Origin of the sequence: Nodularia sp. UHCC 0506, assembly GCF_034931045.1 — a bacterium.
Classification (GTDB): domain Bacteria; phylum Cyanobacteriota; class Cyanobacteriia; order Cyanobacteriales; family Nostocaceae; genus Nodularia.
Map to the genome: position 1 here is coordinate 1 of NZ_JAYGHH010000001.1, position 25,300 is coordinate 25,300.

General features: G+C 40.4%; 20 protein-coding genes and 1 pseudogene. 9 read left to right on the forward strand and 12 right to left on the reverse strand.

Annotation, left to right across the window (positions count from 1 at the left end):
• The first annotated feature begins 108 nt into the window (after positions 1-108).
• Together VB654_RS00005 and VB654_RS00010 are read left to right on the forward strand one after the other, a co-directional pair.
• The gene (locus VB654_RS00005; RefSeq protein WP_323211173.1) at positions 109-3,078 is read left to right on the forward strand and encodes a type I restriction endonuclease subunit R; all 2,970 of its coding nucleotides are present in this window, start codon (positions 109-111) and stop codon (positions 3,076-3,078) included.
• A 346-nt stretch (positions 3,079-3,424) separates the two neighbouring features.
• Entirely contained in the window at positions 3,425-4,681 is a 1,257-nt protein-coding gene (locus VB654_RS00010; RefSeq protein WP_323211175.1) for a competence/damage-inducible protein A, read from the forward strand.
• Positions 4,682-4,841: 160 nt separating this feature from the next.
• On the opposite strand, the gene VB654_RS00015 is transcribed toward VB654_RS00010, so the two are convergent.
• Both VB654_RS00015 and VB654_RS00020 read right to left on the reverse strand, forming a co-directional pair.
• Positions 4,842-5,903, reverse strand: coding sequence for a tellurite resistance TerB family protein (locus VB654_RS00015; protein WP_323211176.1), 1,062 nt, complete (start codon positions 5,901-5,903; stop codon positions 4,842-4,844).
• Positions 5,904-6,444: 541 nt separating this feature from the next.
• Complete coding sequence (locus VB654_RS00020; protein WP_323211177.1) at positions 6,445-6,852, reverse strand: hypothetical protein; 408 nt, start codon at positions 6,850-6,852, stop codon at positions 6,445-6,447.
• Between the two features lie 317 nt (positions 6,853-7,169).
• Between VB654_RS00020 and ppsA the strand changes: the two genes are divergently transcribed.
• From ppsA to VB654_RS00035, 3 genes are all read left to right on the forward strand, one after another.
• Positions 7,170-9,632, forward strand: a complete 2,463-nt coding sequence (gene ppsA, locus VB654_RS00025; RefSeq protein WP_323211178.1) for a phosphoenolpyruvate synthase — start codon at positions 7,170-7,172, stop codon at positions 9,630-9,632.
• Positions 9,633-9,719: 87 nt separating this feature from the next.
• Positions 9,720-9,857: a hypothetical protein gene (locus VB654_RS00030; protein ID WP_323211179.1), complete on the forward strand. Its 138-nt coding sequence runs from the start codon at positions 9,720-9,722 to the stop codon at positions 9,855-9,857.
• Positions 9,858-9,989: 132 nt separating this feature from the next.
• Entirely contained in the window at positions 9,990-11,720 is a 1,731-nt protein-coding gene (locus tag VB654_RS00035) for an ABC transporter ATP-binding protein/permease (protein WP_323211180.1), read from the forward strand.
• Between the two features lie 74 nt (positions 11,721-11,794).
• Here the strand turns inward: VB654_RS00035 and VB654_RS00040 are convergent, their stop codons facing one another.
• Positions 11,795-12,280, reverse strand: a complete 486-nt coding sequence (locus tag VB654_RS00040; RefSeq protein ID WP_323211182.1) for a gluconokinase — start codon at positions 12,278-12,280, stop codon at positions 11,795-11,797.
• 35 nt (positions 12,281-12,315) lie between these two features.
• On the reverse strand, positions 12,316-13,041 hold the full coding sequence (sfsA, locus tag VB654_RS00045; RefSeq protein WP_323211595.1) for a DNA/RNA nuclease SfsA: 726 nt from the start codon (positions 13,039-13,041) through the stop codon (positions 12,316-12,318).
• Between the two features lie 220 nt (positions 13,042-13,261).
• Here sfsA and VB654_RS00050 point away from each other — a divergent pair, with 220 nt between their 5' ends.
• Positions 13,262-13,933 carry a 2OG-Fe dioxygenase family protein gene (locus tag VB654_RS00050; protein WP_323211184.1) on the forward strand — a complete coding sequence of 224 codons (672 nt, stop codon included), beginning with the start codon at positions 13,262-13,264 and terminating at the stop codon, positions 13,931-13,933.
• A 61-nt stretch (positions 13,934-13,994) separates the two neighbouring features.
• Here VB654_RS00050 and VB654_RS00055 read toward each other — a convergent pair whose 3' ends face one another.
• Complete coding sequence (locus VB654_RS00055) at positions 13,995-15,143, reverse strand: DUF711 family protein (protein ID WP_323211185.1); 1,149 nt, start codon at positions 15,141-15,143, stop codon at positions 13,995-13,997.
• Between the two features lie 124 nt (positions 15,144-15,267).
• Here VB654_RS00055 and VB654_RS00060 point away from each other — a divergent pair, with 124 nt between their 5' ends.
• Entirely contained in the window at positions 15,268-16,536 is a 1,269-nt protein-coding gene (locus VB654_RS00060; protein ID WP_323211186.1) for a tetratricopeptide repeat protein, read from the forward strand.
• A gap of 25 nt (positions 16,537-16,561) precedes the next feature.
• On the opposite strand, the gene VB654_RS00065 is transcribed toward VB654_RS00060, so the two are convergent.
• The 7 genes and pseudogenes from VB654_RS00065 to VB654_RS00095 form a co-directional block, all read right to left on the reverse strand.
• Entirely contained in the window at positions 16,562-17,365 is an 804-nt protein-coding gene (locus VB654_RS00065) for an Rpn family recombination-promoting nuclease/putative transposase (protein ID WP_323211187.1), read from the reverse strand.
• 177 nt (positions 17,366-17,542) lie between these two features.
• The gene (gene mutS, locus VB654_RS00070) at positions 17,543-20,134 is read right to left on the reverse strand and encodes a DNA mismatch repair protein MutS (protein WP_323211597.1); all 2,592 of its coding nucleotides are present in this window, start codon (positions 20,132-20,134) and stop codon (positions 17,543-17,545) included.
• 382 nt (positions 20,135-20,516) lie between these two features.
• Positions 20,517-20,999, reverse strand: a complete 483-nt coding sequence (locus tag VB654_RS00075) for a DUF2267 domain-containing protein (protein WP_323211189.1) — start codon at positions 20,997-20,999, stop codon at positions 20,517-20,519.
• A complete protein-coding gene (locus VB654_RS00080; RefSeq protein ID WP_323211190.1) occupies positions 20,996-21,199 on the reverse strand; it encodes a hypothetical protein in 204 nt (67 codons plus the stop codon). The genes VB654_RS00075 and VB654_RS00080 overlap by 4 nt, the downstream gene beginning before the upstream one ends.
• A gap of 8 nt (positions 21,200-21,207) precedes the next feature.
• On the reverse strand, positions 21,208-22,455 hold the full coding sequence (locus tag VB654_RS00085) for an AAA family ATPase (RefSeq protein WP_323211191.1): 1,248 nt from the start codon (positions 22,453-22,455) through the stop codon (positions 21,208-21,210).
• 114 nt (positions 22,456-22,569) lie between these two features.
• Positions 22,570-22,662 (reverse strand): annotated as a pseudogene (locus VB654_RS00090) (DUF1517 domain-containing protein); the annotation flags it as partial.
• 143 nt (positions 22,663-22,805) lie between these two features.
• Positions 22,806-22,940: a hypothetical protein gene (locus VB654_RS00095; RefSeq protein WP_323211192.1), complete on the reverse strand. Its 135-nt coding sequence runs from the start codon at positions 22,938-22,940 to the stop codon at positions 22,806-22,808.
• 119 nt (positions 22,941-23,059) lie between these two features.
• Here VB654_RS00095 and VB654_RS00100 point away from each other — a divergent pair, with 119 nt between their 5' ends.
• Both VB654_RS00100 and VB654_RS00105 read left to right on the forward strand, forming a co-directional pair.
• On the forward strand, positions 23,060-23,872 hold the full coding sequence (locus VB654_RS00100) for a carbon-nitrogen hydrolase family protein (protein ID WP_323211193.1): 813 nt from the start codon (positions 23,060-23,062) through the stop codon (positions 23,870-23,872).
• A gap of 94 nt (positions 23,873-23,966) precedes the next feature.
• Positions 23,967-25,184, forward strand: a complete 1,218-nt coding sequence (locus VB654_RS00105) for a PQQ-dependent sugar dehydrogenase (RefSeq protein WP_323211194.1) — start codon at positions 23,967-23,969, stop codon at positions 25,182-25,184.
• The last annotated feature ends 116 nt before the right edge of the window (positions 25,185-25,300 follow it).

Below are 25,300 nucleotides of genomic sequence, written 5' to 3' on the forward strand. Positions count from 1 at the left end.
GATAGCCTTGTAGGGGAGAGGAATGGAAGCGAGGTTTTCCATATTACCAAACTCGTCATAAAATAGGTATGATAAAAAAACCAGTGTAAAAAATAGCATAAAAATCCTATGGTCAGCAAAACCAACGAGTCAGCCTTAGAAACCTGTATAGAAACTGCACTCATTGAACGCGCTGGCTATGAAAAAGGAAACCCCGCAGACTTTAACCGACAAATAGCCATAGACGAAGAAAAATTCTGGCGCTTCTTAGAAACCACCCAACCAGAAGAACTAGCCAAACTTCAATACCGCCCCAACTGGAAAAACTTGATTTTAGAACGGTGCGATCGCAAAATAAAAAAAGATGGTATCCTCTCAGTCCTCAAAAAAGGATTATCCATAGATAACGCCCATCTCACCTTACTTTACAGCCAACCATACAACGACACAAACCAAGCTGTAACAGAAAACTTTCAAAAAAACATCTTTTCAATTACCCGTCAAGTACATTATTCCCAAAAAGATACAGCATTATCCATAGATATAGTACTATTTATCAACGGATGTGCGATCGCCACCATAGAATTAAAAAACCCCTGGACAAACCAAACAGTTTACCACGCCAAAAAACAATACCGGGAAAACCGCAACCCCCAAGAACCACTCTTCCAATTTGCGCGTTGTCTAGTTCACTTCGCAATTGACACAGATGAAGTGTGGATGACAACAAAATTAAACCGCGAAAAAACCTACTTTCTCCCCTTCAACAAAGGTTTTAACTTCGGAAAAGGAAACCCACCCAACCCCAACGGACATAAATCTGCATATCTCTGGGAAACCATTCTTACCCGTCCCAGTTTCACCAACATCATTGAACACTTCGCCATTCTCATACCCAGCGACAGCAAAACACCCCTAATAGAAAAAACCCTCTTCTTTCCCCGCTATCACCAACTAGATGTAGTCCGCCAACTATTAACACACGCTAAAATAAACGGTACTGGACAAACATATCTAATTCAACATTCCGCAGGTTCAGGAAAATCCAACTCCATCACATGGATAACATATCAATTAATAGAACTCTACACCCAAAACGCCGACACTCCCCTATTTGATTCCGTCGTAGTTGTCACAGATAGACGCATCCTAGATAAACAACTCAAAGACAATATCAAAGACTTTTCTCAAGTAAAAAACATAGTCGCCCACGCCACAAGTTCCAAAGACTTAAAAACAGCCCTAGAGAAAGGTAAAAAAATCATCATTACGACAATTCAAAAATTCCCCTTCATCATAGAAGGTATTGAAGACTTGAGTAAAAACACCTTCGCTGTAATTATCGATGAAGCCCACTCATCCCAAAGCGGAAAAGCCGCAGATAATTTAAATATAGCCCTTGGTAAAACCGAAGCAGAAGACGAAGAAGATTTACAAGATAAAATTCTCAAAGCAATGGAGGGGCGCAAACTGAGTAAAAACGCTTCTTATTTTGCCTTTACCGCCACACCCAAAAACGCCACCCTCGAAAAATTTGGTCAACCAACCCCAGAGGGCAAATTTACACCGTTTCATCTCTACTCAATGAAACAAGCCATAGAAGAAGGCTTTATATTAGATGTCTTAGCCAATTATACCACCTATAAAAGTTATTACGAAATTAAAAAATCTATTCAAGATAATCCCAACTTTAATACTACCCAAGCTCAAAAAAAGCTGCGGGCTTACGTCGAAGGAAATAAACAAACCATCAGCACCAAAGCCGAGATTATAGTTAACCATTTTATCACCCAAGTGTGGCAACCCAAAAAGCTCAAAGGTGAAGGAAAAGCAATGGTTGTCACCCGCAATATTGAAACAGCAATTCGTTATTTTTTCGCCATCCGCGATTTATTAACACAAGCCAATGTCCCCTTTAAAGCTATTATCGCCTTTTCCGGTAAAAAGACCATAGACGGAATTGAATACACCGAAGAAATCATTAATCAATTTCCCAGTAAAGATATTTCTGACGAGTTCAAAAAATCAGATTATAAAATATTAGTCGTCGCCAATAAATTTCTCACCGGCTTTGATGAACCATTATTACATACCATGTATGTGGATAAAAAATTACAGTCAGTCACAGCAGTACAAACCCTATCACGGCTGAATCGCTGTAACGCCAAAATGGGGAAACAAGACACATTTATTTTAGACTTTTACAACACCGTCAGCGATATTCAAACCGCCTTTGACCCATTCTACACAGCCACATCATTAAGCGAACCCACAGATATTAATGTTCTCCATGACCTCAAAGAAGCATTAGACGAAGTGGGAGTTTATGAATGGTCAGAAATTGAGCAATTTAACGAATTATTTTTTAATAACGTCGAAGCCGAAAACCTCAGCCCCATCATTGATATTGCTGTAGCCCGTTTTAGCTCAGAATTAGAACTAGAAGAAACCAGCAAAATCGACTTTAAAATTAAAGCAAAACAGTTTGTCAAAATTTATGGACAAGTCGCCTGTATGATTCCCTATAATAATCTGCAATGGGAAATGCAGTATTGGTTCCTAAAATTTCTCATTCCCAAACTAGCGGTAAAAAATCCCGACCAAGAGCAACTTGATCAACTTTTAGAAAGTGTAGACCTTTCCACCTACGCCATAGAAAGAACTAAGCTCAATTATAGCATAGAACTGGATAATTCTGAATCAGAAATAGACCCACAAAACTCAAATATCCGGGGATACCAAAGTGAAGCACCACAACAAGACCCCCTAGATGAAATCATCGCTACTTTTAACAATCGCTTTTTCACAGGTTGGGATGCTACACCCCAACAACAACGAATAAAATTCATTAACATCGCCCAACACGTCAGAGAAAATCCCGACTATCAAAATCAAGTCCTCAACAACCCAGACACACAAAATCGCCGTTTAGCATTAGAAAAATTAATTAAACAAGCCATCAACAAAGAACGTAAACATGAATTAGAATTATACAAACGTTACGCTTCCGACCCAGATTTTAAAACAGCATTTGATACCACAATCATGCAATTGCTAGACCAAATTAATCTAGAAAATTCCCCACAATTTGCAGGATAAAGTAGAAAAATTAAATAACATCAATAGGACTTACGCAACTGGCACAGGCAAAATCCAGCGACCTGGACTAATACAAAATCAAGGTTTTCAAACCCACGCAGGTGGGTTTCGTTTGTGTAGCCGCGACTTCTAGTCGCCAAGGCGAGTCATAAATTAGACTTTTCAAACAACCTCTAAGCGAGGTTATTTCCATATATAAAAATTTAAAACATATAAAATAAGATTGAATCCCCAGAAAAACTCCTCCTCTCTGCGCCTGGTGCATGACATTCATATCTTAATCATCAACAGCGACAAAATCACGTTACTGTAAAATACAGGCCTTTCTCCCTTTCCTTTCACGTCAATGAGTGCAGAAATTATTTGTGTTGGTACAGAACTCTTACTAGGGGATATCCTCAACAGTAACTCGCAATATTTAGCCCAACAACTAGCCCAACTAGGCATACCCCACTACTATCAAACAGTCGTAGGCGATAACCCAGAAAGACTAAAGCAAGTTATAGAAATTGCTATATCAAGAGTGCAAATTCTGATTTTTACTGGTGGTCTTGGCCCCACACCCGACGACCTCACCTGCGAAACCATAGCCGATTTTTTTGGCGTTCCTTTAATAGAACATCCAGAAATCATCGAAGATATCACTCAGAAATTCGCCCAACGTGGTCGGGTAATGTCCCCCAGTAACCGCAAACAAGCATTAATTCCCCAAGGTGCAGACATTTTACCCAATCCCACTGGGACAGCACCGGGGATTATTTGGCAACCACGCCCCGAAATCACAATTTTTACCTTTCCTGGTGTCCCGTCAGAAATGCACCGGATGTGGACAGATACAGCAGTCCCTTATCTTAAAAATCAAGGCTGGGGAAAGGAGATTATTTACAGCCGGAGTTTAAGGTTTTGGGGAATTGGGGAATCTGTTTTGGCTGAAAAAGTCGCCCCCTATTTTAATTTACCTAATCCCACTGTCGCCCCTTATGCGGGTAAAGGCGAAGTTAGATTACGCATTTCTGCCAAGGCTGATTCAAAAGTTACGGCTGAAGGTTTGATTTCACCTGTAGAAAAACAGCTAAAAGATATTGCTGGATTAGATTATTACGGGGCTGATGATGAAACTTTAGCTTCTGTGGTGGGTGATTTGTTGCGTTTATCCGGGGAAACGCTATCAGTAGCCGAGTCCTGTACTGGTGGTGGTTTAGGACAAATGTTAACGAATATTTCTGGGAGTTCTGATTATTTTTGGGGTGGGGTAATTTCTTATGATAATTCGGCGAAAGTGGGGTTATTGGGCGTTAACCCAGAGGATTTAGATAAATTTGGGGCGGTGAGTGGTACTGTTGCAGAACAAATGGCAATGGGGGTAAAAAGTCGCCTTTCTACGTCTTGGGGTTTAAGTATTACTGGTATTGCTGGCCCAACTGGGGGAACGGAGACAAAGCCAGTGGGTTTAGTTTACATCGGTTTAGCCAGTCCCAAAAATGAAGTTGCTAGTTTTGAATATCGCTTTGGCGCAATGCGAGGACGTGATTTAATTCGTTATGTAAGTGCTAGTACGGCTTTGGATTTGCTGCGGCGAAAATTAATGGTTCGTAATTCGTAATTCGTAGTTCGTAATTCGTAATTCGTAGTTCGTAATTCGTAATTCGTAGTTCGTAATTCGTAGTTCTTAGTTTGTAGTTCTTAGTTTCATGCTAGTAGGTGGGTTGGTAGACTGTAACCCACCATAAAGTTAAGGAGAATTTATTTTTTTTTGTGTTCCTTTATTCAGTTTCTGTGAACTCTATAGTTTCTACAAACTCTAAAATGTTATCCTTAATGTCTTCAGCTTCTTCTTTAATGGAACTGGGTTTTTCACCGTTAAAAAAGCTGTGCTGGCTGCTAACTATATATAAATAGTTAGAGTGCATAAATGCTAAAAGCCCTCGGTATGCGTCTAGTCTGGTGGCTGTACCGTTATTTTTTGATTGGGAAATGGTTGAACCTTGGGGCATATCAATGAGGGCGAAGTATGAACCTTCAACGGCATCTTTCAAATATTCAGTGTATCTGACTTCAGCTTTTGGCATATTGGTGAAAATTGCTTCTGGCACATACTTGTTTAGTAGCGTTGATTGTAAATATTCTTCTTGTCCAATCGATTCTAATTGTTCCAATTGTTCTGATGATATGGGATAATGATCGATTCTCAGCATGGTGCCGAAATTATCAAAAAATCCCACTACCCCATCCTCACTTTCTACTTTACCTCCCTGCTGTGGATCAACAGGAATGGGGACTGAAAAATTACCAGATGGCGATTCATATACCTCGTCGCCATAATCTCTGACTATGATTGTGTCTTCGTCTTCATCTAGGTAAATTTCGTTTTCTGCTTCTTGATAGGCGGCAATTACTTCCTGTACAATTTCGTGGGCTTCTTCATCTTCTAGGTCTAAGGCTTGCTGTAACTGTTTGAGATAGGGTTGTTTCTGTTGGGAAATAATTAAATCGTCTTCATCTATACTCACCATTACCCCGACAGCAAAAGCATCTAAAACTAGTTCGTCAGAAAGGCTTTTACTAGCGATATTAAATAAAGTCCCAATGCCCTCATTTTCTGCAATACCTATGAGTCTATTGACTATTTGGGCAATTTCATCTTCTGAATAGTCTTCAAAAACTTCAAAGTCCCAAAGGATGCTGGCTAAAATGTCTCCCTCTACTTCCTCTACTGGCAAATCAGCCATTTCTGTGACAACTGCGATCGCGGCTACAGCTTCTTCTGGACTCAGTAATTCTTCTGTAGTTTGTGTTGAATTAAAAATCTTGTCATATTTAGTCACAATTACTATCTCCTTTGTGGGTTAGTTCTAACAGCTTAAAAGTAACAATGGTCAGTTTAGTTATATAGCGAACCTTGTGGACAAAGGATTCGCTGGTATCCAGTTGACTTGATGTCTCTGAGATTACCAAAGAGTGTCAATTCAGCTTTACTGAGGTACGCTTGTTGTCAAACTCTTGGTTTACCCAATCCTGAATGTGAGTTATACAGAGAGAAAACAGTCATTTCTTTGTAGAAATTTGAATTAGTGTAGTAACTCTAGTGTCATGAGTAACTCTAGGATGCTCGCATATTTTATCCTTAATACTTACTGTACAATTGAATTTACATAGCCGTAATCATCTTTTATTTGGATCAGCTGGTAAATGAATTTCATCTATGGGTAGAATTATCGACTAGCTAGTGATAGATTTCTACACCAAAGGTAGGATGCCATAATACCGTTGTTGGTAGGAAAACTATAATATTGGCAGTGAGAAGAGGCAAAGAAGCAGGGTTGCAGGGTGCAAGGGGGAGCAATCCCTACGCCTCCGTCTCTTCGGTCACTGTTGACTGGGTTGAGATATCCTTGTCTCAATATCGTCTAAGGTTTGTAATAATAAACGCTTCGCCTGTAATTTCCAACCCCATTTTTGAATTCGGAAAGCGGCGACAGTCCCCACCCCACCTACTAATAAAAGCACGGGTTGATTTAGAGAAATGCCGAATAATAAACCCAATCCGGCAATTCCCCAAAATGGTAAAGCTGCTGCTTGCCTTTGTTCTTCCACAATATTGGTAATTATACTAGGTTTCATAGTAGTTAATAATTCAGCTTTAACTTGCCGTTGTTCTGCTAGTGATACAGATAAACTGATTTTACGGCGCATCTTTTCGATTTTGCGGGCATCACTACTGTATTCTGTTAGCTCATCTTCTGCCATTTGTAGTAGTCGTTCTAGTTGCGCCATTTTGTACTAAATTTTGGATTTTAATATCGCTATTATCTCGGAAAATGTTAAATTTTCCTAACTATAGTGTTGCATCTAATAGCACAATACCAAATCTTAAATCTAAAATTAAATATATAGAAAATATAGGAATCCGGTTTGGTTTCTGTCGCTTGCGTGGTCTAGGGATATTACTTGTAGAGGTAGGGAATAGGGAAACAAGGTATAGGTGGTTTTGTATGGCTTACGCCACGCCAGCTATCAAAATTCAAATAGGAGTTCTATATGCTATTGATAAGAAACTGACAACCAGAGCGTCTACTTGAGAGGTAATACAGATGGTTACGGTATATCCAAACACATTGACTCAATCGGACAAAAAGCGATCGCTTATTCTCTGGTTTAATGAAGTTGGTATTGCTGATATACCCCTAGTTGGGGGAAAAAATGCCTCACTAGGAGAAATGATTCAACAGTTGACACCCCAAGGCGTTAACGTTCCCACAGGATTTGCGACCACGGCTTATGCTTATCGGTATTTCATCGAGTCGGCTGGGTTAGAAGCCAAGTTACGCGAACTCTTTGGGGATTTAGATATTGAGGATGTAAAAAACTTACAGGTACGGGCAAAAAAAGCGCGATCGCTACTGATGCACACACCCTTTCCTGTAGAATTAAGGGATGCGATCGCCGAAGCATATCTGAAACTATGTGAACAATACAACACAGATACAGATGTCGCCGTCCGTTCTAGCGCCACAGCTGAAGACCTCCCCGATGCAAGTTTTGCCGGACAACAAGAAAGTTTCTTAAATGTTGTCGGAGTTGAAGAAGTTTTAGCAGCTTGTCATCGGTGTTTTGCGTCCATATTCACCGACCGCGCCATATCCTATCGTCACACCAAAGGATTCGATCACTTTAGCATTGCCCTTGCCGTCGGCGTACAAAAAATGGTGCGTTCTGACTTAGCCACCTCTGGAGTCATGTTCTCCATCGACACCGAAACCGGTTTTAAAGATGCTGCACTGATTACAGCCGCTTACGGTTTAGGCGAAAACGTCGTTCAAGGAACCGTCAACCCAGATGAATACTATGTTTTCAAGCCAACATTAAAAACAGGTTTTAGCCCCATTATTGATAAAAAATTGGGCAGCAAAGAACTAAAAATGATCTATGATGACGGCTCAAAATTTACAAAAAACGTCGCCGTATCCACCATAGAACAAAGCAAATTTGCGCTTAGTGATGCAGAAATTTTACAACTAGCACATTGGGCTTGTTTAATAGAAGACCATTATGGCCAAACCCACGGTAATTACTCCCCAATGGATATCGAGTGGGCAAAAGACGGAATTACCGATCAGCTTTTTATTGTCCAAGCCCGCCCCGAAACAGTCCAGTCCCAGAAAACAGCAAACATATTGCGGAGTTATCACTTCGTTAAAACAGATAAAAAAGCAAAATCTCCCGATCCTCTGGTCACTGGTCGCGCCATTGGTGAAGCCATTAGTCAAGGTCAAGTTAAACTGATTTTAAATGTGAATAACATCCACCAGTTTCAAGCCGGGGATGTGTTGGTGACAGAAAGAACAGACCCCGACTGGGAACCAATTATGAAACGCGCCAGTGCCATTATTACCAACTCCGGGGGGCGCACCTGTCACGCAGCCATTATTGCGCGAGAAATGGGAGTCCCAGCAATTGTCGGATGTAACAACGCCACAACCATCTTAAAAACGGGTCAAGAGGTGACAATTTCTTGCGCCGAGGGAGATGAAGGTAAAGTTTATCCTGGTTTGTTACCCTTTGAAGTCAAAGAAGCGCTTCTAGAAAACTTACCCCGCACTCGTACCCAAATTTTAATGAATGTGGGTAATCCCCAAGAAGCCTTGAGTTTATCTGCAATTCCCAATGATGGAGTTGGTTTAGCCCGGACAGAATTTATTATCGCCAACCAAATTCAAATTCATCCCATGGCCTTGATTCACTTTGAGAAGTTAGAAGATGAATTTGTCAAAACCAAAATTAATCAACTTACAGCCCTTTACGACGATAAACCCCAGTATTTTGTTGATAAATTAGCCCAAGGTATCGGAAGAATTGCGGCAGCTTTTTATCCTAAACCAGTAATTGTCAGAATGTCAGATTTTAAAAGTAATGAATACGCCAATCTTTTAGGTGGTCAGCAATTTGAACCTCAAGAAGAAAACCCCATGTTGGGTTGGCGGGGTGCATCACGTTACTATGATCCAGGATATCAAGAAGCTTTTGCCCTAGAGTGTCAATCTATCAAGCGAGTGCGGCACGAAATGGGTTTAACTAACGTTATCCCAATGATTCCCTTCTGTCGCACTCCCGATGAAGGACGTTTAGTGTTGGCGGAAATGTCCAAAAATGATTTAAAACAGGGTGTGAACGACTTGCAAGTGTATGTAATGTGCGAGTTACCCAGTAATGTAATTATGGCTGATGAGTTTGCCGAGGTGTTTGATGGCTTCTCCATTGGTTCCAATGACTTAACTCAGCTAACATTAGGTTTAGATCGGGATTCGTCCTTGGTGGCGCGGTTATTTGACGAACGCAGTCCGGCTGTGAAGCGCATGGTAACAATGGCCATAGCATCGGCGAAGAAAAATCACCGTAAAATCGGTATTTGTGGACAAGCACCCAGCGATTACCCAGAATTTGCCCAGTTTTTAGTAGAACAGGGAATTGATTCTATTAGTCTTAATCCAGATTCGGTTTTAAAAACGCTGCTGGAAATTGCCAAAGTAGAAGAAAATAATGTAGTTTGCAGGTAAATGAGGTACAGATATTAATACTAAAACTCTTGTGGGGTGGGCATCTTGCCCGCCTTAGTGTAGTAGAGGTAGGGAACGGAGTTTTGTATGGCTTACGCCACGCAAGCTATCAAAATCCAAATAGGAGTCCTATATTTATTTGGATTTACATTGTACCCGATTGTTACCGCAGATCGAGCCTGGGCAAAGCTGACAATTGGCGCTGAAATTCAGGTGATTCGATAGAAAAAAAAATGCAGCCAAGTTTTTTCTACAATTTCAATAACTATAATAGGGCAAGAAAAACCGAGAGACGAATCGCATTTTATATTAAAGAAAGTTAAAGTTAGATATTATCTTCTAAAAAAATAATTAGTAATGAATACAACAACAACTCCGCCCCAACGATTAAACCCTAAATTGTGGCAGAAATTTCTCAAGGTTGCCAAACCCTACTGGTTTTCAGAAAAAAAATGGCAGGCTAGGGGACTATTAGGACTTTTACTACTTTTGGCATTGGCGGTTAACGCGATTAATGTCAGTATTAGCTTTATTTTCCGCAATATTGATACTTCTCTGGCTACTTATCCCGAAACGAAAGATGCGTCTATCTTTTGGCGCTTCATTGCTATTTATGCTGGGCTGTTAGTCATTGGTACTCCCATTGTGGTTATGTATGGTTATCTACAAGACAAATTAGGATTGCAATGGCGGGAGTGGTTGACAAATCATTTTCTCGATAAATATTTCCAAAATCGGGCTTATTACCAGATTAATTTTAATCAAAAAATTGATAACCCAGACCAGCGAATTGCTGAAGATATCAGGTCATTTACTCGCACTAGTTTATCTTTTACACTGCTGATTTTGACATCAATTATTACTTTAGTGTCTTTTACTGGAGTTTTATTATCTATCTCAGTTTCTTTATCGGTGGCGTTGGTAGTTTATGCAATTCTGGGAACAGGTGTTACAGCTTGGATTGGACAACGATTAATTAGCATTAACTATAATCAACTTAAACGCGAAGCAGATTTTCGTTATGGATTAATTCATGTGCGAGATAATGCCGAATCTATTGCTTTTTATCAAGGTGAAACAGAAGAGATACTTCAGCTAAAACAGCGTTTTATCCGCGCAATTGTTAACTTTGATTTGTTAATTAATTGGCAACGTAATTTAGGTTTTTTTACCACTAGCTATAACTATTTTGTTTCTGCGTTACCTTATTTGGTGATTGCGCCTATCTACTTCGCCGGTCAGACTGATTTTGGGACATTTACCCAAGCTGCGATCGCCTTCAATCAAATTTTTAGAGCTTTATCTGTGGTGGTGGGTCAATTTGAAAATTTAACTGCTTTTGCAGCTGGTATTGAACGGATGGGCGACTTAGATGGGGTTCTGGATAGCACAGACCAAAAGCAGCCAGGAATGAGAACTATCGATGTTACAGAAGATTCTCACATTGAATTGCGTAGTGTTACTTTATTGACTCCCAACTATGAACGCACTTTGGTACATGATTTACCATTCAACTTACAACCTGGGGAGGGTTTGGTAATTGTCGGGAACAGTGGTAGTGGTAAGAGTTCTTTATTAAGAGCGATCGCCGGATTATGGAATGCGGGTACTGGTCAAATTCTCCGCCCTTCTCTATCAGACATGATGTTTTTACCCCAACGTCCTTATATGGTATTGGGTTCACTACGGAGTCAGTTACTCTACCCCAATCCTGATAATGATATCAGTGAAAGCAAAATGCGCGATATTTTAGAAGAGGTAAATTTGTCCGAGTTACCAGAACGAGTTGGTGGCTTTGATGTGGAGTTAGACTGGGCAAATGTTCTGTCTTTAGGGGAACAACAGCGCTTGGCTTTTGCACGACTGCTGCTGAATATGCCTAACTATGTCATCCTCGATGAAGCCACCAGCGCGCTAGATTTAGCTAATGAAAATAATTTGTATCAACAACTAAAAGCTAAAGGCACTACATTAATTAGTGTGGGACACCGCCCTAGTTTGTTACAGTACCATGAATACGTGTTAGAACTCGATGGTAGCTCTAATTGGCGGTTGTTACCGATGGAGGAATATACTGTCAAAGTTTAAACGCCCAATGGGAAACCAAGCGCGAGTAGCGGAATCTCAATGATGGGAAACTGTTCTGTCATGCTGGAAATTGCCTAAATCCCCAGAACTGTTTTTAGGTTCTGCACAATGAGTTGGGGTGGTTCAGAAACATCTACAAAAATTGCATCATCTGGCTCCTCAAGGTCATCTAATTGGCTATTGAGGAGTTTTTCTGACATAAAATGATTTTGCCTTCCTATGAGCCTCTGTTGGAGCAAATCTAAACTGCCGTGGAGATAAATTAGCTTGATGTATTCAGCATCTAATACCAAATATTGGCGATAATTAGCTTTAAGGGCGGAACAGGCTAAGACTATATTGGCATTTTCTTTTAACCACAGGGCGATCGCTGTTTGCAAATCTTTTAACCAAGGCTTTCTATCGGCATCATTGAGGGGGATACCTAGCCGCATTTTTTCAATGTTATCTATGGAGTGAAATTCGTCAGCGTCTTTAAATTTCCAGTTTAAGGCCTCGGCTAGTAGTTTACCTATGGTGGTTTTGCCGGCACCGGAGACACCCATGATGATAATTATCATTGTTTTTAACGCAAAGGTTCGCGGAGGGGAGAGAGTTAGATTTTGAGTTTTGCTAAACCTATGTAGCGTATGCCTTCTGGTGAGATGTCAAAACGGCAGGGTAGGACTTCTAGGCCGAGTGCGATCGCTTCTCGCAAGAGTTTACCATATACTGGGTCTGTAATATCACCAGGGGCAAATTCGGTACAATCGCCTCGGTTGATGAAGTACAACATGACGGCGCGGGTTTGGGGTAGGAGTGCGGTTAGTTCCCGTAAGTGCTTTTGTCCTCTGGTGGTTTCGGTGTCGGGAAATAGGGCTAAGGTGTTTTGCGCCCATGTTGTGTTTTTGACTTCTAAATATATTGGGCGTTCTTCGTCGCTACCGGTTAAGAAAAAATCTACCCGACTTTTTTTATCTTGTCCATACACTACTTCACCTTTAATTTGGCTATAGTTTCCTAATTCGGGGAAGAGGTTTTTTGCTAATGCTAGTTTTATTATGCGGTTGGGTAACATGGTATTCACTCCTACCCAAGTTGGTTGGTTATCGTGTACTTGAATTAATTCTAAGGTGTAACCCAATTTGCGCTGGGGGTTATCACTTTTGGAAATTTGGACTGCACTCCCAAGGGTAGAGACTCCCGTCATTGGCCCTGTGTTGGGACAATGTGCTGTCACTATTTCGCCAGAATCAAGTTGAATATCAGCAAAAAATCGTTTGTAGCGCTTGAGTAGTATTCCTGAATATAGAGGTGGGTAGTTGTAAAGCCAGTCAATCATCATTAAACCTATGTGCTGTTAGTGAATATACATTGATTTTTTACCCATTTACTACCAACTACAAATATCTTCCCAAAGATGAATAAATTACATATCACAATTTGCCAAATTTTGTAGTCAATTTGACGACATATCTCTAAAAAGCTGCATATACTCAGTAATATAAACCTCTCATCAAACAACATGAGAGAGGATTGAAATATATAAGAAGGTAAATCCTATGCAACAGGTATGGGAATCAACGGAATTAGAATATGCTTTTTTGTTTACTCTCAAAAAGGTAAATTCCATAAATTCAGCAGGTTTCAAACCATTTTTTCATAATTTACCAGATGATCCTTATCTTAAAGGTAATTATCGTTCGAGAAGATTATCTAGGTTTATCGCTGGTGAAGATAAATTAATTAAATTACCTCACGGCTACCTTTTCCAAGGTAAAGATTATAATCCATTATTAGGAGATATTAAAAGAGAATTTGCAGAATTAGAAGATAGACTTGTCGAACTGGATAGTTTTAAAAAATTAGTTTTAGCATTTAGTGAATCTTGTCAACTGCATCCAGAAGCAGAAATAGGAGTGCATCAAATTAGAACCATCTGTTCGCCCCATAACTTAGGAAATCCAGCCCCAGAAGGAATCCATCAAGATGGGACAGACTTTATTGGTATCTTCTCTGTAAATAGAGAAAATATTCAAGGTGGAGAAACCCACTTATACACAGCCAAAAAAGAGAAACCAGTATTTAGCAAAATCTTAAATTCCGGAGAACTACTATTAGTCAACGATCATAAATTCTTCCACTTTACCACACCCATCAAACCACAGATAGAAGCACAAGGAACCAGAGATGTATTCGTCTTAACCTCGCCCAGCCTATTAATAGATTACTAATCTCCTTTCTGTCTCTCTGTGTCCTCTGCGCCTCTGCGGTTAGTTAATCTTCCTCCAAAATTCAATCCACAGAAAAAACGTGACAATTAACAAGATAAGGGGAATTGAAACTAGTCATTTCCCCAGCCTTCTTATGAGGAATCGGAAATAACCTAGCCGATAAAGGCTTATTCAACTTAATAGCCAAAGTTGCCAAATCAGTTAAAATAGCAGCAATTTTTTCAATCGTAATATCACCGGGAACTGGAACCGTATCTAGCCCACAACCACAAACAGCCGAATATAATAATAAATGAGTAAGATCATAAGTTTGCTCATTAGCCCTAGCAGCTAGACCAACATCTTCACATACTGGTAACATCAAACCAGAATAACCGCAAATTTTCACAGAAACATTTTTTAAAACACGAGTTAACATCCCCGAAATAGCTAAAGTTCCTGGATATCCAAACTTACCAGACATAATTTTTTCATAAGCAAAAGCAATACTATTTTTTTGTTCTAAAGACGGTGCAAGAGATGTATCAATACCGTTATATTTTACAGCAAATTTGAGAGAGATTTCCTCAGCAATTTTAGCAACTTTAATTAATTCTTTTTCTAAAATTGATTGTAATTCTATTTCTGCTGATTGCAGATTATCAGCTTGGGAAAATGCTTGATTTACCAATTCACCCAGTTCTAAACCGATACCAAAAGAAGTATCACCGATATGATATGCTGTAGGAAAGAATGGGATTCCTGGTTGACAGTTTGCCCATGCACAATATCGAAAATTACCATAACCATTTTCGCTTTCTTGACTAATGCGTTTGATAGTCTGGGCAGATTCCCAAGTATTTTCAAAATTGATACCTGTTTCTCGGTTCCCCATTTGGCTGGAACAGTAAATAATTGATGTAGATTTAATAATATCAGGAATTAAAGCTATGGTTTCAGGTTTATTTGCATGGCCAATATTGAAAAAGCTGATATCTAGGCTTTGACAGGTTTTTTCTAGTGTTTGAATTTCGTTAATAATATCTACTTTTGCTAAGTTTAATAAATATTCTTCCCAAGAGTTGGTGCTGATTCTAGTTGTTTGAACTTCGTATCCTTGTTGTGCAAAGATTTTTTGGGCTTTTTGATTAAATTCATGGGCTTGTTTGATTTTATCGGTGTCTTTTGGGGATGAGATTGATATTCCTGTGGTGATGGTTCTAATTTTCATTTTTTATTTAACCGCCAAGTACGCCAAGACGCAGAGAGAAGAAGTAAGTTGAAATTTGGGAATTAGCTAAATTTAGGGTGAATATTTAACATAGAAATGAGATGTCTATTTGGTTGAGTTAATTATGAGTGACAAATTTTACAATCAAGGACTGAAAAAGGCTAAGGAGAAAGACTACGCTGGTGCAATTGAGGAATTTAGCCATTGTTTACAATGGACACCTTATTTTGCTGATGCTTTTTTACAACGGGGTTTGGCTTATTATCACTCAGGAGATATTCACAAAGCTATTTCGGATTATACAGAAGCTGTGAGGTTGAATCCTGGGAGTATGGAGGGGTATTATTGTCGGGGTTTGGCTAGGGTAGAATTGAAAAATTTACCGGGGGCTTTGCATGATGTGGATATTGCGATTCGCCTCAATTACGATTATGCGCCTGCTTATAACCTGCGGGGGATAATTCGACGGAAACAAGGTTTTATTCCCGATGCGATCGCAAACTTTAAAAAGGCCGCAGAATTATATTTAGCACAAAAGGATGCAGAAAATTGTCGTCTGTGTATGGAAAATATTAAACAGTTACAACCAAAACCCAAACTAGTTGTACAGTCAAGTATTTCTACTAATACACCGATATTATCGACAAACGCATATTTTACCCAGTTATTAGAAAAAGCTGAGAAAGGCAATACCCGTGAGGCGATCGCGGATGTAAACTGGATATTACAAGCTGATCCGCAAGATGCCCAAGCTTATTGTTGTCGTGGAATAATTCACTGCAAAATGGGAAAATATCAAGATGCGATCGCAGATTTTAATCAAGCATTACATCTCAATTTTACAGATGTGGTTGTTTATCGCAATCGTGGTAAAGCCCGTTCACTTTTGGGAGATCATCAAGGTGCGATCGCAGATTTTAATCAAGTCATTAAAATTCAACCCCAGGATGCTTTAGTATACACTGCCAGAGGTAACGCCTACAGGACATCTGGTAATTATCTGGGTGCAATTCAAGATTACAGCCAAGCATTACAAATTAATCCTGATCATGCTCAAGCGTACTACAATCGAGGGATTGCCTATACTTGTTTAGAAGAAATGCAAAATGCTGTTGCAGATTATCAAAAAGCTGCGAGTATTTTTTGTGAACAAGAAGATTGGGATAATTACCATCAAGTATTAAATAGTTTGAATAATATCCAAACATCTAACCCTGAGTCAAAACAGCAAAACTATAATTTGCTGCGTCAGCGACTTTTGCGAATGGTGGGGGGATATTGGGAAATCGCCCAACGATTAATTGATCAACAAAAAGAATACAATCCGGGGATGTCAGATGAGTGGTATTTACAAAAAGTGATTGCTGATTTAGAACGCGATCGCGGTAGGTAAAACCAGTACAATTGTCATACAAATTTCACTTATCAGTGTTCTGCTGTACAGCAAGGCGGACAACTTCTATCTCAACATTGAGTTGTTGAGCAATTTGTTCTATACTCATCCCTGTTTTTAGTAACAGTGGGACAGTTGCTTTCAATATCTCAGTCTCTCGTTCCAAGCGCCCCTCAGCTTTTGCGTCTTGATAAACTCTTGTTTCCTCTAAACTAACTCCCAGCATAGCTTCCACTTCCTCTCTACTCAACGAAGACAACTTATAAACGGCAATTGTGGTAATAATATCTATGATTTCGTTTTTTAGCAGTGTGTCCCTTGACTCTAATTGTAACCGTTCCATTAATTGTTTGGCTTGTTCTGCCATCACTTTCTCTGAGGCAATTGTCAACTGCATTAAATTGATACCAATTGACTGCTGATTTTGAGTACCTAATTCATCTAGATAAATTCGCTGTACTTGGTTGCTACTTAAAAACATTCTATGGGTTCTAGTATCGCTTGGTTCCAAATTGCGTGATGGAAATATTACCACACAGTACCAGTCATCATATTGAGACTGATTCCGGTTCAAATACATCAGCGACTCAGTAAAGAAACGATGATACAAAGTTTCATCTCGCTGAAATTGTACTTCTGCAAATAAAATAACTCTAGGTGTTACATCCTCTGGAGGTAAAAATACTCCATCAATGCGAAAGGCAGTTTCTTTTACCTCAACAGACTCAAATCGATAATTTTGCGCCTGTTCAGTGCGGTAATCAATGATTTCAAAGATTAAATCCGGAAAGCGTTTAAAAATTTGATAATAAATGGAGTCGCGTTTCACAAAAGTATTAAAATAAGCTGATGATTCACTATTAATTCTATTAGTAGACTAACACAAGATTATCTCTAAATGAGTCAATTTGAATTCGCCATAGCAGATGATGATGGTAAAAAATTCTGTGGGAATTTTATCTGAGTGAATATGGGATGAATGTCACGCACCAGGCGCAGAGAGGAATTAATCCATATTTTGCAACCCCATTGCAATTTTACTATGTTTCTCAATCTGCCCCATGACTTGTTTTGCTCGTTGAATTACTACATCTGGTAAACCCGCTAACCTTCCGGCTTCAATACCATAGGATTTATCAGCACCCCCCGGCTGAACTTGGTGCAGAAAAATGATTCTGTCGGGTAATTCTTTCACTGTCACTTGATAATTAGCCACATTAGGAAGAATACTAGCCAATTCATTTAATTCATGATAGTGAGTAGCAAAAATTGTCCGCGCCCGAATATCTACAGCTATATATTCTGCAACCGCCCAAGCAATAGAAAGACCATCAAAAGTTGCTGTTCCTCTGCCAATTTCATCTAACAATACTAATGATTTAGCTGTAGCATGATTGAGAATATTTGCTGTTTCATTCATCTCCACCATAAAGGTAGATTGACCAGTCGCTAAATCATCCACAGCACCAACACGAGTAAAAATGCGATCGCACACTCCCAACTTAGCAAACCGCGCCGGCACAAAACTACCAATTTGCGCCATCAACTGAATCAACCCCACCTGACGCAAATAACAACTCTTACCACTTGCATTCGGTCCAGTCAAAATCACTAAATCAGGTCTTTCCTCTGCGCCCTCTGCGCCTCTGTGGTTCGTTTCTTCCCTACCCAACTGAGTAGAATTAGGCACAAAAAACCCAGCCGGTAAAGACTGTTCCACCACCGGATGACGACCATCCACAATCATAATTCCCCGTCCCTCAACCATTTCAGGACGACAATAACCTTGCTGTACAGCCAACTCAGCCAAACCACATAACACATCAGCCGCAGCTACAGCACGGGAAATATTGCGAATAATTTCCGCCTGTTCTCCTACCTCTTCCCGCAACTCCACAAAAATGTCATATTCCAACTGATTTAAATCATCCCGTGCTGTGAGAATCCGTGCTTCCCGTTCTTTCAACTCTGGGGTGATGTAACGTTCCTCATTCGTTAAAGTTTGCTTACGGATATAATTCCCAGGTACTTGGTCAGATTTAGAACGAGAAATACTAATGTAGTAACCAAAGGTTTTATTAAATCCTACCTTTAAATTAGGAATGCCAGTTTTTGCCCGTTCATCAACTTCTAAGTTAGCAATCCATTGTTGGTCTGATTCTACCGTAGCTTTTCGCTCATCCAACATGGGATTCATCCCTGCACGAATTAAACCCCCTTCCTTAATATGTATGGGTGGCGACTCCACAAGATGGGCGTGTAACTTTTGGGCTAATTCTGATAGTTCTACCGGGACTTTTTGCAAAGCTTTGAGGAAAGGCGATCGCGCATCAGTCACCAAGTGGGATAATTGTGGTAAGCGTGAGAGGGAGTCAGCCAAAGCAACTAAATCTTTAGCATTAGCAGTCCCAGAACCAGCCCTTCCCGTCAGCCGTTCCAAATCGTAAATCTGCCGTAACAATTGCCGCAAATCCTGACGCAGAGGTGTATTTTCTATCAACTCTTGGATGGTATTTTGACGCGCCCCAATGCCTTTAACATCAACTAGCGGTTGTAATAACCACCGCCGCAACGCCCGTCCGCCCATCGCTGTGCTACTTCTATCTAATGCCCACAGCAAGGAACCGTGAAATGTGCCATCCCGGACTGTTTGCGTAATTTCCAGGTTACGACGAGTTTGATTATCAACAATTAAATAATCAGTAATTGTATAGGTGCGTAACCTTTGCAGAACCACTGGGTTGACTCTTTGCATATCTTCCACATATTCCAGCAGACCACCAGCCGCCCGCACAGCTAAAGGAAGATGATCACAACCGAGTCCTTCAAGCGATCGCAATTTGAATTTTTCTAGTAATTTGGATCTAGCCTCACCTTGGGAAAAGGGAAGTTGCGATCGCAAGCTATAACAAAATGATGGTGGTAGACATTGGGGAAGATGGGGCGAAGTTTCACCGGGACGCAACAAGCTACCCAAATCAGGGGCGTTAGTGGGAACCACCACCTCGGAAGGTTGCAACCGCATTAACTCTTGAGTCAGGTGTTCTAAATCACTACCTTGAGTTGTGAGAAATTCCCCTGTAGAGATATCTGCATAAGCTAAACCCCAATGATTCACCGCAATTACCACAGCCGCAAGGTAATTATTACGACTGGATTTTAACATTCCTTCTTCTAGCAAAGTTCCTGGTGTGAGGATACGCGTTACTTCACGCTTCACCAAACCCACAGCTTCTGATGCGTCTTCTACTTGGTCGCAAATGACCACCGCATAGCCTTTTTCTACCAATTGAGTAGTGTAGCGTTCCCAGGCGTGATGGGGTACACCAGTCATAGCCACGCGACCAATTTCACCACCGTGTTTACTGGTGAGAACAAGTTCTAATTCTCTGGAGACAGTTACAGCGTCTTGGAAAAAAGTTTCAAAAAAATCTCCTACCCGATACAGCAGCAAAGCATGAGGATGTTTATCTTTAACTTCCACATAATGCTGATACATCTTACTCAGCTTACTGCGGTCTACCAATTGAGTATCGACGTGAGGCGTAGCAGGGATGTTGGGTTCCGTTGGTTGAGTTTCAAATTGAGAAGCAGTCATAGATGCTAAGGGTGATGCACGGAGATTCCACAATACCTGATGATAACCCATCGCTCAAACTTTTGTTATCTTAAAGCCTACTAATAAAATAACGGGTTTCCATGTATCGGCGAGGATGACTATAGAAACAAGTCTCATCTGAGCCAGAACGCTGCGCTCGATTTATTGCTGGTGCGATCGCCCAACTGACACATAATAATACTTCTCGCCAGAAGCTACTTTATGTAGAGAATGTTGCCCTCATGCGTTAGTGGTCTGCACGTCAAGCTGCCAAATTAAAGAAGAATGATTGCAGTCTAACGGCATAGCTCACCCGCCGCAAGTCACTTTGGGCAGTCACGAATAGTGTAGCAGCAGTCAGGTGAAACAACGAACAAGCCTATTATACTTGCCAGAAATCAAGTGCACCTTTTGGCAATTTGGCAAGCACTCGATCAAAGGCTTTCTCATCTACGTGTCGTCTTAGGGCAGCAGCTACATCTCTAATTGCTGTTTCAGTAGAAAAATTGTGTTCCCCACGCAATGATTTTACTTCCCTCATCATCTCTTCACGATCTTCAAAAGACTTTTGCGGCTCATTCGTATCCCAGTCAGTAACAAAAAGTGACCTCAAGCAAATCGGCAGTATATTTGCAAAAGCTATTGCATCTTTAGTGGAAAGCCTGCGGCGAAACGTTTGAAAGACCCCTTGAGTCATTGTGTAAGTTACGTGTGTACTCCATAACCCTGCTATGTCGCGTGCATCTACCAAATACCTATAGAAATCATCTGAAGCACGCTGGTATTCTGCGGGTACTGGCATAATATCCTCCTTTACGTTTGATTTATTTTTGCATAATGTACTCAATTTATCGGCAAAAATCAAAATTTTGGCTTATGATTACTATTTTCTATAATTGTCGCTAATGGCAGTATAAACTGCGTACCTTGTTCCTGTTCTAATTGAAAACAGGCTTCAACCCTGCTTTTATCCCATTTATCATTATCAGTACCGCAAGTTTCTTTACCAGGAACAGCTAAATAAACGCAGAGTATTGATGTATCAATAATTAGAACCTTTTGCATATTGTGTTTTACTTATTCTCAGAAAGGCTCTTTTCAATTGCTCCTTTGGTGGCTAGTTTACCCAAAGTACCTGATGCTAGTAACAAAGGAAGATTATCAATTTCTTCTAAAATAGTAAGTTTACTTTCTCCTGTCTCTGAATCTCGATGTGCGACAACTACAAACGGGACTATTTCAGGGCCTAAAGCATCCAGTAAGGCTGGGTTATGGGTAGTAATTAGAATATCAATATTTCGTTTGCTGCCAATTTCTCGGAGTATTTTGACAAGTAATTTAGCACGGGAGGGATGCAAACCATTATCTATTTCTTCAATTACCAGTTGACTACCTTCTGGGCGAGTGAGTAGTGCTGTCAGAATTGCTAGAAAGCGTAGAGTACCATCTGACATACTCCTAGCATCAATTTCTGTAATATCTCCAGGTTGCCATTCTTCCTGACAGTAGAGCATAGCATCTATGCCAAACCTACCTACTTTTTCTGCCCAAACTTTTTTAATATCACCTTCTGGTAAATCTTTGATGTAATCAGACAGTGCTGATTCAACTTCTTCTTTTTCCTTATCAGATAAACCTGCTAGTACACCAGCTATATTTGCAGCATCACTTTCTAGAGTATCAGAAAGTCGTGAATAATCACGCATTTTAGAAGGTATGGGATTGAGAATAAAAATTTTTTCTAAAGTTGATACTACCAACCTATTTATTGTATTTCTTACAGGCATATAGTCATTTTTATATTTTTCATAAAAATTATCAAGGTCAAATTTTTGGTTTAGTTCAGGCAATGAATTAATAAATTGCTTGAAGGAGCTAAGTTCAGCAGGAGAATAAAATAATCCTGCTCCATTTCTGTTGTTAAAACTGAAATTTTTGATATCTAATGTTATCTTTTCATTCAAGATTTGAATGTCAATAGATTCTTCTATCACTCTCACATGAGCTTGGGTTTCTATTTTAATAACATATAAATAATCTGTTGTTTCATCCTCACCCTGTACTAAAGCCTTTAATGTAAATTGAGATTCTGGTTTACGAGCAGCCCACTCTACACCACCTCGAATAGGAGAAAGCGTTTTATCTCCTGCTAAAGCAGCTTCAATATTTTCACCTTGCACTATCCTTTGCAAAAATTCCAACGCTTCAACGACATTAGACTTCCCACTGGCGTTAGTACCAATTAGAACAGTCAAAGGGTCAAGGGGAAGCTCCGCATAACGGAAACTTTTCCAATTCTCCAGGATGAGTTGCTTCAGCATAATCAACTCCAATACTCTAAACTTTTTCTTACTTATACCAATTCTACGAACACAAAGATCCCCGACTTCTTTAAGAAGTCGGGGATCTGATCCTCTTGTGAATCTACAAAACCTTTACATCAGTTTCAAATCGGTGTATTTAGCCAAAATATCATCAGATGTTAGGGTATCGCCTTCAGCTTGGGGAGTCCAAAGCACTTCAATCGCTCAAACATATAACGTGATATGGAGCTTAAGAGGCGATCGCTCAAACTTTTGTCATTTTTTCTGTTAAAGTTGTGAACAGGCAGTTTCCCCGTTGCATACCACTACCTTTTCAGAATGTCTCCCCCAAGGCTTCAGGGACTGGGCTAGAGAGAAGTAAAAATTCCTTTGCAGGTTGAGGATGGGCGTTTGTGTAACGTGTCCGCAGCCCCACAGGAGGCGATCGCATCTGCCCAGGTTTTATGAGTTAATGGTTGAGTAGTAGTTGCTATATTTTTCATGGGAAAGGGAGAATATGAGAAAAAAACTGACCCCATGCTAAAAAATTTCCGCAGCTCTACAACTAACGATATATTTTTTAAATCTAACCCAGACAAAATCACTGTTTTTTGTTGAATCTATGAAGTCTTATTTAGCCGCCGCTATTCAAATGACCAGTGTATCCAATTTACACAAAAACTTAGTCCAGGCAGAAGAACTGATTGATCTGGCTGTGCGTCGAGGTGCTGAATTAGTGGGATTACCAGAAAACTTTTCTTTTATGGGAGAAGAGAAAGACAAACTGGCACAAGCAGACGAAATTTACCGTGAATCTGCCCAATTTCTCAAAAAAATGGCACAGCGCTACCAAGTTACCATTTTGGGCGGTAGCTTTCCAGTGCCGGTAGAGAACACAGGCAAGGTTTATAACACGACAATTCTGATTGACCCCAGTGGCGAAGAACTCTCCCGCTACTATAAAGTACACTTATTTGATGTTAACGTCCCTGACGGCAACACCTATCAAGAATCTAGCACCGTCGTAGCTGGTGAGGAACTCCCCACAGTTTATTTCTCAGAACACCTTGGTAATATCGGACTTTCTGTTTGCTATGATGTCCGCTTTCCAGAATTGTATCGACATCTGTCAGATAAAGGAGCTGATGTCATGTTTGTCCCGGCGGCCTTTACAGCTTTCACTGGCAAAGACCATTGGCAAGTATTATTACAAGCAAGAGCCATTGAAAATACTGCCTACGTAATTGCACCTGCTCAAACTGGCAACAACTACGACCGTCGCCACACCCACGGACACGCGGTAATCATTGACCCTTGGGGTGTCATTTTAGCTGATGCTGGTGAAAAACCAGGAATTGCGATCGCGGAAATCAAACCCTCTCGCTTAGAACAAGTCCGCCGCCAAATGCCTTCTCTAGAACATCGAGTATTCTAAATACAAATACAGGCGCGATTCATCGCGTCTCTACAAAAATGCAGGTAGTAGCTTTAGCCGCACCTGCATCCAAGAAGTTTCATTAAGATTTATCATGAAGCTACCAAAAACTATCAAACTGTTGATCAGTCTTAGCCTCATGGGGCTTGTGTCTTGCAACGGTACACCAACCGAATCAATCGACAGCCAAACCACATCACCAGTAAATGCTACATCTGTATCTTCGGAAACTCCAGCCTGTAAATTTGTCACAAACGGTGTTGGTTCTCCAGGAAAAGTGCAAGTTAAAGCTGAGGAAGTAGTTACAGGTTTAGAAGTTCCTTGGGGAATTGCCTTTTTACCCAATGACAAAATGCTGGTGACAGAAAGACCAGGCCGGGTGAGATTGGTGGAAAATGGAGAATTAAAGCCCCCTATTGCTACCGTCAATGTTACCGCTTCCGGTGAAGGTGGATTACTGGGAATTGCCACACACCCAGATTTTGCCACTAACCGATTTTTCTACTTATACTACACCACAGATAAAAACGGCTCGCCAGTCAACCGAGTTGAACGTTGGCAATTATCCTCAGATGGATTAACTGCATCATTAGACAGAATTATTATCGACGATATTCCAGCCGCAATATTTCATAACGGTGGTCGTTTGCGTTTTGGCCCAGATGGAATGCTTTATATTGGCACTGGTGATGCTAGAGAACCGCAACTTTCCCAAAATGTTGAGAGTTTAGCAGGTAAGATTCTGCGCTTAACTCCAGATGGAAACATTCCCACAGATAATCCATTTCCCAATAATCCCGTTTTTATTACAGGGATTCGCAATACCCAAGGTTTTGATTGGTATAATCCATCAACGCTATTTGTGACAGACCACGGCCCCAGTGGAGAATTAGGCAGAAGAGGTGAAGACAAAGTTTCTGTACTCCAAGCTGGTGATAATATGGGCTGGCCGGCTGTGGAAAATTGTGAGGCTGAAGCAGAGTTTGTTCGTCCTTCATTGGTTTGGCGTGAAGCTGCACCTCCAGGCGGAGCAGCAATTTATACTGGAGATTCTATTCCAGAGTGGAAAGGTAATTTAATTATTGGTACTTTGCGTTCCCGACATCTGCATAGAGTTGTATTTGACTCAGATAACCCCAGTCAAGTGCTAACTCATGAAGTGTATTTTCCAGGAAATTCCCCCAATGGTTTTGGGCGTATTAGGGATGTAATTATGGGGACAGATGGTGAGTTATACATCACTACGAGTAATTGTGATGGTCGCGGTAATTGTCCCCAAGATCAAGATAAAATTATCCGCATTACGCAATAAAATTAGCAAGAGGCTCATATCCCCAACTTCTTTAAAAAGTCGGGGATCTTTATTGAATATGGCTATATTTTGCATCAAGCTAAGACTCAGAATTTAGCTGTAATTGGCTAGGATTA